Origin of the sequence: Paenibacillus pasadenensis (assembly GCF_002864175.1) — a bacterium.
Classification (GTDB): Bacteria; Bacillota; Bacilli; order Paenibacillales; family Paenibacillaceae; genus Paenibacillus_O; species Paenibacillus_O pasadenensis.
The window spans coordinates 238477-252182 of the sequence record NZ_NFEZ01000003.1 but is presented as its reverse complement, the minus strand read 5'-3'; the positions used below and the strand labels follow the sequence as shown (position 1 = coordinate 252182).

At 66.5% G+C, this 13706-nt stretch carries 10 protein-coding genes; 9 read left to right on the top strand and 1 reads right to left on the bottom strand.

Annotation, left to right across the window (positions count from 1 at the left end; translation table 11 throughout):
- Positions 1–132: 132 nt before the first annotated feature.
- From B8V81_RS04860 to B8V81_RS25120, 9 genes are all read left to right on the top strand, one after another.
- Positions 133–1989 carry a heparinase II/III family protein gene (locus tag B8V81_RS04860; RefSeq protein ID WP_101807883.1) on the top strand — a complete coding sequence of 619 codons (1857 nt, stop codon included), beginning with the start codon at positions 133–135 and terminating at the stop codon, positions 1987–1989.
- Between the two features lie 249 nt (positions 1990–2238).
- On the top strand, positions 2239–3180 hold the full coding sequence (locus B8V81_RS04855; RefSeq protein ID WP_101807882.1) for a carbohydrate ABC transporter permease: 942 nt from the start codon (positions 2239–2241) through the stop codon (positions 3178–3180).
- A 55-nt stretch (positions 3181–3235) separates the two neighbouring features.
- Complete coding sequence (locus tag B8V81_RS04850) at positions 3236–4039, top strand: carbohydrate ABC transporter permease (RefSeq protein ID WP_043110945.1); 804 nt, start codon at positions 3236–3238, stop codon at positions 4037–4039.
- Positions 4040–4168: 129 nt separating this feature from the next.
- Complete coding sequence (locus tag B8V81_RS04845) at positions 4169–5566, top strand: ABC transporter substrate-binding protein (protein ID WP_028597633.1); 1398 nt, start codon at positions 4169–4171, stop codon at positions 5564–5566.
- Positions 5567–5638: 72 nt separating this feature from the next.
- Complete coding sequence (locus tag B8V81_RS04840) at positions 5639–7270, top strand: response regulator transcription factor (RefSeq protein WP_101807880.1); 1632 nt, start codon at positions 5639–5641, stop codon at positions 7268–7270.
- Complete coding sequence (locus B8V81_RS04835; RefSeq protein WP_244912720.1) at positions 7267–9132, top strand: cache domain-containing sensor histidine kinase; 1866 nt, start codon at positions 7267–7269, stop codon at positions 9130–9132. Before B8V81_RS04840 ends, B8V81_RS04835 begins: the two co-directional genes overlap by 4 nt.
- Positions 9125–10285 carry a glycoside hydrolase family 88 protein gene (locus B8V81_RS04830; RefSeq protein WP_244912719.1) on the top strand — a complete coding sequence of 387 codons (1161 nt, stop codon included), beginning with the start codon at positions 9125–9127 and terminating at the stop codon, positions 10283–10285. The genes B8V81_RS04835 and B8V81_RS04830 overlap by 8 nt, the downstream gene beginning before the upstream one ends.
- Before the next feature lie 12 nt (positions 10286–10297).
- Positions 10298–12328 (top strand): DUF2264 domain-containing protein, encoded by a 2031-nt coding sequence (locus B8V81_RS04825; protein ID WP_101807879.1) that lies wholly within the window; start codon positions 10298–10300, stop codon positions 12326–12328.
- The gene (locus tag B8V81_RS25120) at positions 12325–12492 is read left to right on the top strand and encodes a hypothetical protein (protein ID WP_153783927.1); all 168 of its coding nucleotides are present in this window, start codon (positions 12325–12327) and stop codon (positions 12490–12492) included. The genes B8V81_RS04825 and B8V81_RS25120 overlap by 4 nt, the downstream gene beginning before the upstream one ends.
- A gap of 525 nt (positions 12493–13017) precedes the next feature.
- On the opposite strand, the gene B8V81_RS04820 is transcribed toward B8V81_RS25120, so the two are convergent.
- On the bottom strand, positions 13018–13650 hold the full coding sequence (locus B8V81_RS04820; protein ID WP_052332975.1) for a DUF1796 family putative cysteine peptidase: 633 nt from the start codon (positions 13648–13650) through the stop codon (positions 13018–13020).
- Positions 13651–13706 lie beyond the last annotated feature (56 nt).

The window sequence follows — 13706 nt, the reverse complement described above, 5'->3', positions numbered from 1 at the left end:
CGAAAGTCAATATCGCCGTCAAAAGGGTAAAAAAGCCGATACCGGCCCGTTCATTTTCGCGCTAAAATGATCGAAACGATGGATTCGCGGACCGCCGCCGGCTGCTGCGGACCGCTAAAGGAGAGTGCTCGCTTGCAGCCAGACCGATCGAAGGAAACGGAGATCGCCTTCTATGAGCCGTATCCGGCTGCCGGGCTCTACGGACGGGACGGCGAAGCGCCTGACTGGGCCGCGATCGCGGCCGATCCCGCTCTCGCGGAGCCGATCGCCGAGCTGCGCGCCGAGGCGGCCCGCCTGCAGGAGCGGCCGGAGCCGCAGCTGACGGAGGAGCTGTATGCCGAGTTCGAGCGCGAGGGCAGGAGGCTCGGCTACGAAGCGGCCTATTTCGAGCGGCGCGGACGGCTGACGGCGTTCGGGCTGCTGACGCTGCTCGGCCTCGGCGGCGATTCCGCGCGGGCGCTGCTGCGTCAGACGATCGACGCCGTGCTGGGCGAGAACACCTGGTGCCTGCCGGCGCATATGAAGGGCGAGGCGATCGAGCGCGGCATCGACCTGTTCGCGGCCGAGACCGGCTTCGCGCTGGCGGAGCTGCTCGTGCTGGGCGGCGACGCTCTGGACGAGCCGCTGCGCCGCCGGATCGCCGGGCAGCTCGAGCGGCGTCTGTTCGGCCCGTATTTGGAGCAGGGGCCTTATCCCTGGGAGACAGCCGAGCATAACTGGTCGGCCGTCTGCGCCGGCTCGATCGGCGCGGCGGCGCTGCTGACGCTGCCGGCCGACGATCCGCGGCTGGAGCGGATCGTCGCCAAGGCGCTCGGCTCGATGGATGCCTACCTTGCGGGCTTCGGGGATGACGGAGCTTGCCTGGAAGGAATCGGCTACTGGACGTACGGCTTCGGCTACTATGTCTATTTCGCCGATCTGCTGCGGGCGCGCACCGGCGGCAGGCTCGATCTGCTGGACGGTCCGAAGGCGCAAGCGATCGCGGGCTTCCAGCAGAAAGCCTATCTATGCGGCAGCCGCACCGTCAATTTCTCGGACGCCGAGCCCCATGAGCGAGCCATGCCCGGCCTGGCCGCCTATCTGAGCCGCCGCTATCCCGGCCTGCCGTCGCCTCCGCCGTCCGTGCTGGGGCGCTTCGGCGACGATCCCTGCGCCCGCTTCGCGCCGGCCCTGCGCAATCTGCTGTGGAGGGCGCCGGCGGAGCGCGGCGCGCCGGCGCCGGAGAGCTGGCCGAGCGGCAGCTGGCTGCTGCCCGATGCCGGCTGGCTCGTCTCCCGCCATCGCAGCGCCGGCGGGAGCTTCGGCTTCGCCGCCAAGGGCGGGCACAACGCCGAGCCGCACAACCATCTCGACCTCGGCCATTTCCTGCTCGTCGAGGAGGGAGAGCCGGACTTCGCCGCCGATCTCGGCAGCGGCGAGTACACGGCCGCCTACTTCGGCCCGGAGCGGTACGGCTATGCCTGCGCCGGGGCGCACGGACACTCGCTGCCGTCGCCGCTCGGCCTCTCCCAGCTGCCGGGCAGGGAGCGCTTCGCCCGCATCCTGGAGGCGGAGGCCGGCGCCGCCGAGGACCGGCTGCGCCTGGAGCTGGCCGCCGCCTACGGGCTGCCTCTCGGCGCCTCGCTGACCCGCCGCCTCCGCTGGCGCAAGCAGGAGCTGCCCGAGCTGGAGCTGACCGACGAGCTCCGCCTGCCGGAGCTCGCCGGCGCGGCGCGGCCGGACGGCGTGCCGCTGCTCGCGACGGCGCTGATCACCCGCTGCGAGCCGCTCGGGCAGGAGGACGGCAGCCTGCTGCTGCAAGGGAGCCGTCGCCGGATGCGCATTACATGGCCCGCAGGCTCGCTCCAGCTCCGCATCGAGAGGCATTCGTTCTCGAACCACTCCGGGCTGGAGGAAACTTACGTCCGCCTGGCCTTCGAGACGGCGGCCCCTGTCGACGCGGCAGCTTCGTCCGCGTCCATTTCGCTGTCGCTGCGCTTCCTGCCGTAGGAGTCGAGTCGCCGGAGCGCTGACTCGTCCGCCTGCGGAAGCCATCCGAGACTTGCCTGCAGCAGCCGTCCTCCGGCTGCTGCTTGTTTCGTTTCCGCCGCTTGCGCAAGCAGTCAAAATGAGCGTGAACGAGATCAAAATACCGTCACTGCGTCGCGCGGGCTTTTCCTATACTGGAACGAGGAGGCGGCCATCCCGGGAGCATGCGGCCGGGATGGCCGTCCATCGTGCAAAGGCGAGGTGGACCTCATGAAAGCAACGACGACTGGCGGGGCGGCGGTCGAAGCCGCCGCCCCGCCCTCGAAGGCGCGGAGAAGAAGCCGGGGGGAGGAGCTGTGGGGCTGGCTGTTCGTCAGTCCGATGCTGCTCGGCGTGACGGTGCTCGTGCTGCTGCCGATCGTAGCCACGTTTGTCCTCAGCCTGGCGGACTGGAACTTCGTCCAGGGCTGGGACGGCATCAAGTGGATCGGACTGGACAATTTCGACAAGCTGCTGCGGGACGACCTGTTCCTCCGATCCGTCCGCAACAACGTCATCTTCCTGCTCGCCGTCCCGGTCTACATGGCGATCTCGATGATCCTGGCCGTCGTCATCGACCGCCATGTGTATATGAAGGGCTTTTTCAAGGTCGCGTACTTCATGCCCTACATCTCCAACATCGTGGCCGTCGCGGTCGTCTGGCAGGTGCTGTTCCACCCGTCGAACGGACCGGTCAACCAGATGCTGCGCGCGCTCGGCTTCAGCCAGCCGCCGGGCTGGCTCGCCGATCCGAACTACGCGCTGCCCTCGATCATGCTCATCGTCGTCTGGACGTCGATCGGCTTCAACCTGATCCTCTACATGGCCGGCCTGCAGTCGATCCCGCGCGACCTGTACGAGGCGGCGGAGATCGACGGCGCGAGCGGCTGGGTCAGGTTCGCCCGGATCACGGTGCCGCTGCTGTCTCCGACGTCCTTCTTCCTGCTCGTCACCGGCGTCATCAGCACGTTCAAGGTGTTCGACATCATCGCCGTCACGACGCAGGGCGGGCCGATCGGCTCGACCTCGATGATGGTCTGGTACCTGTACGACACCGCCTTCGTCAACCTGAAGGTCGGCTATGCGTCCTCGATTGCCGTCGTGCTGTTCGCGTTCGTGCTGCTCATCACGCTCGGCCAGTGGGCCGCCCAGAAAAAATGGGTCAATTATTAAAGGGGGGGAAGACCAAGTGACGGAAACCGCCGCCGCATTCAGCTGGAAAAAAGGCATCCTGACCGCCGCGCTGCTCGTCCTCAGCCTCCTGTTCCTGCTGCCGTTCGTCTGGATGCTCGTGACGTCGTTCAAGCCGGAATCGGAAGTGTTCGTCTATCCGATCCAGTGGATTCCGAAGCAATGGAACGCCGTCCAAAACTACTCGGAGGTGTGGGCCGGCTCCTATCCGTTCTGGCGCTACTATCTCAACTCCATCCAGGTCGCCTTGATCACGACGGCGATCTCGGTGGCGGTGTCGAGCCTGGCCGCCTACGGCTTCTCCAAAATCCGCTTCAAGGCGGCGGGGCCGCTGTTCCTGATCGTGCTCGCCACCTACATGGTCCCGCATCAGGCGATCCTCGTGCCGCAGTTCATCCTGTACCGCCGCATCGGCTTGTTCGACAGCCATCTCGGCCTCATCCTGCTCGGCTCGTTCAGCGTGCTCGGCACGTTCATGCTGAGGCAGTTCTTCATGGGGGTGCACAACGAGCTGATCGAATCGGCGAAGATCGACGGCGCGAGCCATCCGCGCACGTTCGGGTCGATCGCGCTGCCGCTCGTCCGCCCCGCCGTCGCCACCTACGCGATCCTGCGCTTCATCTGGACGTGGAACGACTACCAGAACCCGCTCATCTTCCTGCGCAGCGATTCCCTGTTCACGATCCCGCTCGCGATGCAGAAGTTCACCTCCATGAGCGGCCAGTTCTACTCGCTCATCATGGCGGCGGCCGTCTCGGCGATCCTGCCGCTGCTGATCGTGTTCATCCTCGGCCAGAAGAGCGTCATCGAAGGCATCGCCACGGGCGGCGTCAAAGGCTGAGGCCGGGGATGTAAACGGAACCAAAAAAGTAAAAATGCCGCTAGTTCCAGTCAAGATAACGACATTGGCGGCGAGCGCCGGCTTCTATAATGAAGAAGCAAGCCAACGAGAACGGAGAGGGGAATGCATATGGCAAGAACGAAACCTTGGATGACGACCGTGCTGGCAGGGGCGCTCGTCGCCGGACTGCTGTCCGGCTGCGGCAACGGGGACGCCGGCGGCAACGGAGGCCAGGCCGCCGCAGGCAACGACGGCCAGGCGGGCGCGAGCGGCGATCCGGTCCAGCTGCGGCTCTATACGTACGGCACGGAAGAGGCTTATAATTGGCAAAAAACGCTCGCCGCCTATACGGAAAAGAAGCCCGGCGTCTCGATCGAGCTCGTGCAGCTGAGCGAGAAGGGCGATACGCAGGAAGCGTTCAAGAAGCTGGACCTGGCGGCCGCCTCCGACGAGCAGATCGACGTGCTGATGTTCTCCGATCCGGCCGGCTACGCGCAGCGGGTGGCGCTCGGCATGGCCGCTCCGCTCGACGACTTCATCGCCAAGGAAGGCATCAAGCTCGAAGAGGAGTACAAGGTCGACACCCGTCTGAACGGCAAGGTGTACGCGCTGCCGGGCAAGTTCAACCCGTGGTACGTGCTGCTCAACAAGGATCATCTCGCGGAGGCGGGACTCGACGTTCCGACCGAGTGGACCTGGGACGAGTTCGCCGATTATGCCAAGGCGCTGACGAAGGGCGACGGCCCGTCGAAGCGTTACGGCGCCTATTTCCACGGTCCTCAGAACGGCGGCTGGATGGAGTTCCTGAAAATCGCCATGGAGAACCAGCCGGAGGGCGCGGATTTCCTGAAGGAAGACGGCACGTCGAACCTCGACAGCCCGAACTTCCGCAAATCGCTCGAGCTGCGCGTGCGGATGGAGAAGGAGGATCAGTCGACCGTTCCTTACGCGGACATGATCTCTCAGAAGCTGGCCTACCGGAACCAGTTCTTCAACCAGACGGCGAGCATGATCCCGATCGGCTCCTGGATGAACACGGAGATCGGCGGCACGGACAAGGTGCCGCTGACGTTCAACGTCGCGGTCGCGCCGTTCCCGAAAACGAACGCGGCCGACGAGAACGGCCTGACGCCGGTGACGACCGACTACGTCGCCGTCTACGGCAAGTCGAAGCATCAGCAGGAGGCGTATGAGTTCGTGCGCTGGTACACGACGGAAGGCCAGGTCGTGCAGGGCAAGAACATCCCGGCCTGGAACGGAGTCAAGACGGAAGACGTCAGCGCGACGATCGACACGATCCTGTCCGGCACGAAAAATCCGGAGCTCGTCGACAAGGAGTCGCTCGTCACGGTCATGCTGGAATCCAAGGCGTCCCAGATCATCGCGCCGGCGACGTACCAGAGCGAGGTGTACAAAGCGCTGAACGAGGAGTATGAAAAGCTCATCCTGGGCAGCCAGGATATCGACAAGACGATCGAAGCTTCCAAGAAACGCGTCGACGAGATCATCGCCGCGAACAAAAACTAACGAAGCGGGGAAGCGGCAGGGGACTCGGTCCCTTGCCCGTTTCCCTTTCCTTGATGGAGGGGAGGGGCTCGGATGTACAAGGTGCTGCTGGCCGACGACGACTATCCCGTGCTGGAGCTGCTGTCCGAGGCGATCGACTGGACGGAGCTCGGCTTCGAGCTTTGCGGAGCGTACGAGAACGGAGCCGCCGCTTGGGCGCATGCCGAGCGGGACATGCCGGACGTGCTGGTGACCGACATCGGCATGCCCCGGATGGACGGGCTCGAGCTGTGCCGCCGGATGAAGGAGCGGCATCCCGGATTGTGCGTGGCCATCCTCTCCTGCCATTCGGATTTCCACTACGCCCGCCAGGCGATGCGGCTGAGCGTGCAGGAGTATCTGGTCAAGGACACGCTCGACCCGGCCGACCTCAAGGAGGTGCTGCGCAAGTTCAAGCAGGCGCTCGACGCGAAGCTCGAGACAGACTGGGAGCATATGCGCATGAAGCAGGTGATGCGGGAAGCGGGCGAGCTCGGCAAGGAGAAGTTTTTCCGCAGCTTCATCCAGCAGCCGCTGCTCAGCTCCGGACAGTGGCAGCAGGAAGCGGCCGCCTACGGGCTGCTGCGCGGAGGGGAGCATGTGCTGCCGGCGCTCGTCTGCACGGAGAGCTACGAGCGGCTCAAGGAGCGCTTCTCCTCCGAGCAGACGCTTCACTTTGCGATCGGCAACGTGCTCGGCGAGCTGCTCCAGCATGAGGGAGCGATCCATGTCGGCTACGGCCAGCGCCATACGTTCCTGCTGTTTTCGTTCCGGCGGGGCATCCACAGCCGCCCGGTCGGCGCGGCGGAGGAGACGCTGGTCCGCCTGCAGCGGGAGCTGGAGCGGGTGCTGGGCGTGCGCTTCGCCGCTCTCATCGGCACGGGAGCGGGCACCCCGGAGGAGCTGCGGCGGGGGATGAAGGAGCTGCTCGCGGCGACCGAGCAGCGCTTCTACCTTGAAGAAAGGGAGATCGCCCGGCTGACGCCCGTCGCGCCCGGACGCGGGGATCTGTTCAGCCGCTACGACGAGGCGCGGACCGAAATCCGCGACGCGGTCGCCAGCCCCGATCCCGGCGCCCGCAGGCTGGCGCTGCGGCGCTGGATCGACGTCATCCGCGCGGAGCGGCATCCGGAGCATGCCGTCAAGGAGTGGATGCTGAAGCTGCTGCTCGATCTGAGGCTCGGCCTGCGGCGCATTCCGTATGCCGGAGCCGCGCCCAGCGCCGACCGGATGCACCGGGAGATCGTGGAGACGGACTCGCTCTGGAGCCTGGAGCAGTGGACGGCGGAGCGGCTCGACGCCTACTACCCGAGCGCGCCGAAGCGAGGCGGAACGGGGCCGCGGCCGGAGGTGGCCGAGGCTTGCCGCTACGTTTCGCGGAACCTGGAGCGGCGGATCGCGCTCGAGGAGGTGGCCGGGCAGCTGCATCTCAACGCGAGCTATTTCAGCCGGCTGTTCAAGAAGGAGACGGGGCGCACGTTCATCGAGCATGTGACGGTCGAGAAGATGGAGCGGGCGCGGGAGCTGCTGGAGCATACGGCGCTGTCCGTCGGCGAGATCGGCGAGAAGCTCGGCTACGACAACCTGAGCTACTTCATCAAGACGTTCCGGTCCCACGCGGGAGCGACGCCGATGGAGTACCGCACGGCGGGCGCCGGCCAGGCCGGCGGAGGCGGCCGGGCGTGAAGGGCGGCTTCGGGAGGCTGCCGGGCTTCCGATCGATCCGCGGCAAGCTGATGGCTGCGGTCGTCGTCTGCGTGCTGGCGCCGGCGCTCCTGACGCTGCTGCTGTTCAGCTCGCTCGCCGAGGACGCGGTGCAGCGCCAGGCGATCGCGAATGCGGAGAACGCGATGAAGCTGACCGGGGCTTCCATCGAGACGCAGCTCGGCGACATGCTGACGATCGCCAACCACATCCAGCTCAATCCGGACATGACGGGGTATTTCAAGCGGTACGTGCGCTTCGGGTCCGAGCAGCCCGATCCGGTCGGGAAGTTCGCGGCCGGCAGCCGCATCCTGCAGCAGCTGGAGAGCCTGAGCGCCGTCGGGGACCGGAGCTACATCAGCATCCTGCTCACCGACGGCACGGTGTTCACCAACTACTCGACCGACGAGTTCCATCCCCGGCGGTTCCGGGAGGAGGCCTGGTTCGGGGAGCTGCAGTCGTTCATCGGCCTGCAGAGCTACTGGATACCGACGTCTCCGACCGTGTTCCTGTACGAAAAGAAGAACAGCCCGTACCAGCTGAGCGTCGCGCGCACGCTCCGGCTCGACGACTCGACGATCTACGGCTATGTCGTCGTGACGACGATGGAGAGCCGGCTGCGCGTCCAGTTCGAAAAAGTGGCGCAGGAGCGCCGGGTGCTGCTCGTGGACGAAGAAGGCACCGTGCTGTCGGGACCGGAGCTGAGCGACATCGGCTCCGCGCAGCTCGCCAGAGTCCGGCCGGCCGATGCAGGCGTCCCAGCATCGGTCGTCGTCCGCGAGGACGGCGGAAAGCGGCTCGTGACGGAGATGCGCCTTGGCATCAACGGCTGGAGCCTCGTCTCCGTCCAGCCCTACAAGGAGGCGATCGCCAACATCAGCCAGATCTTCAACCGCGTCTTCCTGGCGCAGCTGCTGCTGTTCGTCGCGATGCTGGCGCTGCTCGTCGGCATCATCCGCCGGCTGACGTATCCGCTCGTCCATCTCGGCAAGGCGGCGAGCGCCGTGCAGCGAGGTAATCTGGAGATGCGGACGGGCGTGCGCGGGCCGGACGAGATCGGACGGCTCGGCATCCTGTTCGACCAGATGCTCGACCGCGTGCAGGACATGATCCGGGAAATCTCGGCCGGCCAGGCGCGCAAGCGGCTGGCGGAGCTGGCGATGCTGCAGGCGCAGATCAACCCTCATTTCCTGTTCAACGTGCTGAACTCGATCCGGATGAAGGTGCTGCGCTCCGGCGACGCCGACAGCGCCAAGATGATCTCCTCGCTGTCGCGGCTGCTGCGGATGACGATCAGCCGGGAGGAGGCCGCGATCACGCTGCATGAGGAGATCGAGCTGCTGCGGCATTATGTGGAGCTCATGAACCTGCGGCAGAAGGAGGGAGCCGATCTTGTCCTGGACATCGACGCGGACGCTTTTCTCGTGCCGGTGCCGCGCTTCATCCTGCAGCCGCTCGTAGAGAATGCGCTCCTCCACGGCCTCAGCCGCAGCGGAGGGACGGTGCGCGTGGAGGCGCGGCTGGAGGCCGGCGGCGCGCGGCTGCTGCTGCGCGTCGAGGACGACGGAGCGGGCATGGACGAGCCGAGCCTGGAAGGGCTCCGGCGCCGCCTCGAGGAGCCGCGTCCGCAGGAGGCGTCGGCTGCGGAGGCGAGCATCGGCCTGTCGAACGTCGGCGAAAGGATGCGGCTCATGTATGGCGAAGGGTTCGCGATCGAAGCAGACTCGTCCCCGGGACGAGGAACGTCGGTGACGATGAGGGTGCCTTTGCCGGCCGCGCGGCCGGCGGAAGGAACGATCGCGGCGAAGCGGCAGATGACAAAGGGGGAACGAGAGGATGGGTAACGAGACGATGGCGGATATCGAGCGCAAGGCGGGAGCGAAGTGGGCGGAAGCGGCATGGGAAAGGGCGCTCGCCAAGACGCTCCGCGTCAGCAGGCGCATCGGCGCGGAATTCCCGCATGCGAGCCAGGGCGGCTCGTACGGGCTGGAAGCGCCGCATTGGTGGACGGCAGGCTTCTGGCCCGGCATGCTGCTGCTGCTCGACGAGGGCGGGCGCGCTCCGGAGCTGAGGGAGATCGCCGAGCGATGCGAGGAGCGGCTCGACGCCGTGCTGGACGGCTACGACAAGCTCGACCACGATCTCGGCTTCATGTGGGTGCCGACGAGCGTCTATCGCTATAAGCGGACCGGTGCGGAGGACTCGCGCCGCCGCGCCTTCAAGGCGGCCCAGTATTTGATGGGGCGCTTCAATCTGCAGGGACGCTACATCCGCGCCTGGAATCCCTGGTTCGAGGGCGACGACAACGCGGGACTGGCCATCATCGACTGCTCGATGAACACGTCGCTGCTCTACTGGGCTTCCCGCGAGAGCGGCGATCCGCGCTACCGCCATGCGGCGAACGCCCATATGGATACGGTCGTGAAGCATTTCGTACGCGAGGACGGCTCGGTGCGCCACATCGTCCGCTTCGATCCCGAGACGGGCGAGGCGCTCGAGGCGCTCGGCGGCCAGGGCTGGTCGCCGGAATCCGGCTGGTCGCGCGGAACGGCCTGGGCGCTGTACGGCCTGGCTCTCGCCTATCATCATACCGGCCGCGAGCCTTATTTGAACGCGTCCAAGCGCGTGGCCCACTATTTCCTGTCCCAGCTTCCCGAGGACGGGGTGCCGCACTGGGACTTCCGCGCGCCGGAGGACACGCTGCATCTGCGCGACAGCTCGGCCGGCAGCTGCGCGGCGTCGGGGCTGCTGCTGCTCGCGGGCCTCGTGCCGCCGGCCGAGAGCGCGTCGTACTGGCGCGCGGGCGTCCGCCTACTGCGGGCGCTCGACGAACGCTGCGGCGCCTGGGACGATCCGGCCGAGGAGGGGCTGCTGAGACATGGCACGAGCCACTATCCCGAGCGCAAGCATCTCGACGTGCCGCTCATCTACGGCGATTATTTCTTCGTCGAGGCGCTGGCCCGCCTGCGCGGCGCCGACGTCATCGGCTGGGAATAGGGGGCGGCCGTCATGCATGGATCGATCCGGCATCCGGCGGCGGACAATCCGCTGCGTACGAGAGCCGAACTGCAGGAGGCGGTCCGCCAGCTGATCGCCCCGCTGCGGCCCCATTACAGCGAAGGCGGCGCGCGGCTGCGGCTGGGAGCGACCGGCGCGAGCTACGCGCCCGAGGTGTCGCAGCTCGAAGGCTTCTCGCGCGTGCTGTGGGGCGTGGCGCCCCTGCTTGCGGGACAGCGCGGCTCGGAGCTGGCGGCGGACGATCGGGACTGGGCGGAGCGCTGCGTCCGGGGCTTCCGCTCCGGCACCGATCCCGCCCATCCCGATTACTGGGGCGACTTCGCCGACTACGACCAGAAGATGGTCGAGACGGCCGCGTTCGGCTTCGCGCTCGCGCTTGCGCCCGAGCGGCTGTGGGAGCCGCTGTCCGAGGCGGACAAGCAGCGCGTCGCCGCCTGGCTGTCCTCGTTGAGCGGACATCCCGTCTGGGACTGCAACTGGCTGTTTTTCCCCGTCATCGTCAACCTCGCGCTGCGCAAGCTCGGCCTTCCTTGGGACGAGGCGCTCGTGGAGCGCAATCTGGACCGGATCGACGCCTTCTACCTGAGCGAAGGCTGGTATGCGGACGGCGCGGGCGCCCATGCGGACTACTACGTGCCGTTCGCGTTCCACTATTACGGCCTGTTCTACAGCGTGCTGATGGGACAAGAGGATCCGGAGCGTTCGGCGAAATACCGGGAGCGCGCCGCGGCCTTCGCCCTCGACTTCGTCCACTGGTTCGATGCGGACGGCGCGGCGCTGCCGTACGGCCGGAGCCTGTCGTACCGCTTCTCGCAGGCCGCCTTCTGGGGCGCGCTGGCCTATGCGGGCGTCGAGGCGCTGCCGTGGGGCGTCATGAAAGGGCTGCTGCTGCGCCATCTGCGCTGGTGGCTGCGGCAGCCGATCTTCGGACCGGACGGCGTGCTGACGATCGGGTACGCGTATCCGAACCTCGTCATGGCCGAAAACTACAACGCCCCGGGCTCGCCGTACTGGGCGCTCAAGTCGTTCCTGCCGCTGGCGCTGCCGCAGGATCATCCGTTCTGGACGGCCGAGGAGCTGGCGCTGCCTGCGCTGGAGGCGATCCGTCCGCAGCGGCCGGCGCGCCTCGTGCTGAGCCGCGCTGCCGGCGGCCGCCATGTGGCGGCGTTCAACGCGGGCCATCCGGGAACGAACGAGCATACGCATGCGTCGGCCAAGTACGAGAAGTTCGCCTACTCGACCGTCTTCGGCTTCAGCGTGCCGCGCGCGGAGTGGGGGCTCGCCCAAGGCGCGTTCGACTCGATGCTGGCGCTGTCCGAGCGGGACAATCTCTACCGGGTACGCCGGCGCAACGAGGAGTCGCAGGTGGACGGAGAGTTCCTGTACGCGCGCTGGCAGCCTTGGCATGACGTCGAGATCCGCACCTGGCTGGTCGCGGGGCTGCCCTGGCATATGCGGATTCACCGCATCGAAAGCGCCAGGCCGCTGGACGCGGCCGAGGGCGGCTTCGCGCTGCGGCGGGATCTCGCCGACCCGCAGGCCGAGCAGGGCCCGGGCCTGGCGGCCGCTTCGGGCGCAGGCGGAGCCGTGGCGATCGAGGCGCTGCTCGCGGGCGGCGAGCGGAGCGGCGAGCTGATCCAGGCGCAGGCGAATACGAATGTGCTGCATCCGCGCACGTTCATCCCGATGCTGCGCTCGAGCCACGAGCCGGGGATATTCTGGCTCGCCTCCGCCGTCTTCGGAGCGCCGGGAGAGGCGGTCGGGGCGGATGCTGGAGCAGGAGGCGGCTCCAGCGCCGCGCCGAAAACGGCGGGAGCCGCAGGGGCGGAGCTTGCGGGAGCGGGAGCCGCAGGCGCAGAGGCGCCGGCAGCGGAAGCAGCGGTCGCTGCCTCTGGGCTGCGCGGCGGATGGCGCGCGTTGTTCGCCTTCGAGGAGCGCCAAGGCTCGCTGCAGGTCCAATCTCTCGGGTCGGGACGGACGCTGACGATCGACCTCGACTCCGGCGGATGGAGCCTCGTATGAGGGCGGACCCGGGCCGGCAGTCGGAGGAGGAGCAGGAGGAGGTCCGTCAGGGCGGCAGCCAAAAGGGCGGCAATGGTCAGGACGGCGTGCGGCGAGGTCGGCAACGACTAGCTCCGCAAGGCAGCGCCAAGCAAGCAGGGCAAGGCAAGCAGGGCAAGGCATAAAGTAGAGAGAATGGAAAAAAGCGGCGAGGCGTCTGCCCCGCCGCTTTGGCGCGTTTTCAAGTTTGGGATAGCGAAGCGCGCCTGCTGCCGGTTGCGCAGCGGCTGCAGCTTCGGTTGAGAAGCCGGTTGAGAAGCTGATTGCTTCTCGATTGTGAAGCCAATAGCGAAGTCGTCCATGGAGCTAACGACGAATCAGCTCGCTAGAGCGCTGATTTCGGCTCTCTCCATACCGTAACGACTCGTGAGACGCTTAGAGGCGGAAAATGAAGTCCAATCGGCCTAAATAACGGTCCTGGTGACTTGTAAGCGTCTGAGGCGTCGTTAGCTGGTCGGAAAGTCGAAAACCAGGCTTCTAAGCGTTTGACGCGTCGTTAGCGCGTGAAGCTACATCGATTTTTGCTGGTCCAGCAGCTCGCGCCAGCGCGAGACCTTTAGACATGATAGATTCCGTCCAGCAGCTCGCGCCAGCGCGAGACCTCTAGACGTGATAGATCCCGTCCAGCAGCTCGCGCCAGCGCGAGACCTCTAGACGTGATAGATCCCGTCCAGCAGCTCGCGCCAGATTCCATCATTGTCATGGAACATGTCGGGGACGCGGGGGATCTGCACGGCGCACACATGGGGGATGCGCCAGCCGAGGTCGACGATGCCCTCCGTATCGCCATGCTGCACGTAGAGCACGGCGAACGTCGCGCCGACGAGCGAGCGCAGCACGAGCTGCAGCTCGAACAGCTCCGGATAGCTGCCCTCGGTGCGCACGAGCAGGATGCGGCTGCTGCCGGAGAGCTTGCCGAGCATTCGGTCGACGCGCCGGTCGAGCTTGGCCTTCACCTCGGGATAGGGAAGCAGCGCCTCCGCATGGTCGGCACGCACCGGGTAATCGTGGTTGGATACGATGTGGTAGGCCGGATCGTACACGAGATAGCAGCCGGCGTTCGGATCGATGCCGGTGACGCTCAGGTTGCGCAGCTCCATGAAGCTCGCAAAGCGCTCCTGCAAGGCGCGCGAGACGCCGCTCAGCAGCGGGGAGCCCATCCAGTCGATCGGCCCGGAGTAGCGCCGGAGGCCGTTCTTGGCCAGCTGCACGCCCGGCAGGCAGTTGTGGCCGAGGCTGTAGATCGCGTCGTAGGGTCCTTTCAGTTCCGAAAGCGTCATCATCGGATGTCCCTCCTCGTTCAGCTTTCTATCAATAGATGCTAGAAGGCGATAGATGG

Coding starts and splice junctions, on each gene's coding strand:
- B8V81_RS04855 (WP_101807882.1), top strand. CDS start 2,239: ATGAAAGCAACGACGACTGGCGGGGCGGCGGTCGAAGCCGCCGCCCCG.
- B8V81_RS04845 (WP_028597633.1), top strand. CDS start 4,169: ATGGCAAGAACGAAACCTTGGATGACGACCGTGCTGGCAGGGGCGCTC.
- B8V81_RS04840 (WP_101807880.1), top strand. CDS start 5,639: ATGTACAAGGTGCTGCTGGCCGACGACGACTATCCCGTGCTGGAGCTG.
- B8V81_RS04830 (WP_244912719.1), top strand. CDS start 9,125: ATGGGTAACGAGACGATGGCGGATATCGAGCGCAAGGCGGGAGCGAAG.
- B8V81_RS04825 (WP_101807879.1), top strand. CDS start 10,298: ATGCATGGATCGATCCGGCATCCGGCGGCGGACAATCCGCTGCGTACG.
- B8V81_RS25120 (WP_153783927.1), top strand. CDS start 12,325: ATGAGGGCGGACCCGGGCCGGCAGTCGGAGGAGGAGCAGGAGGAGGTC.
- B8V81_RS04820 (WP_052332975.1), bottom strand. CDS start 13,650: ATGATGACGCTTTCGGAACTGAAAGGACCCTACGACGCGATCTACAGC.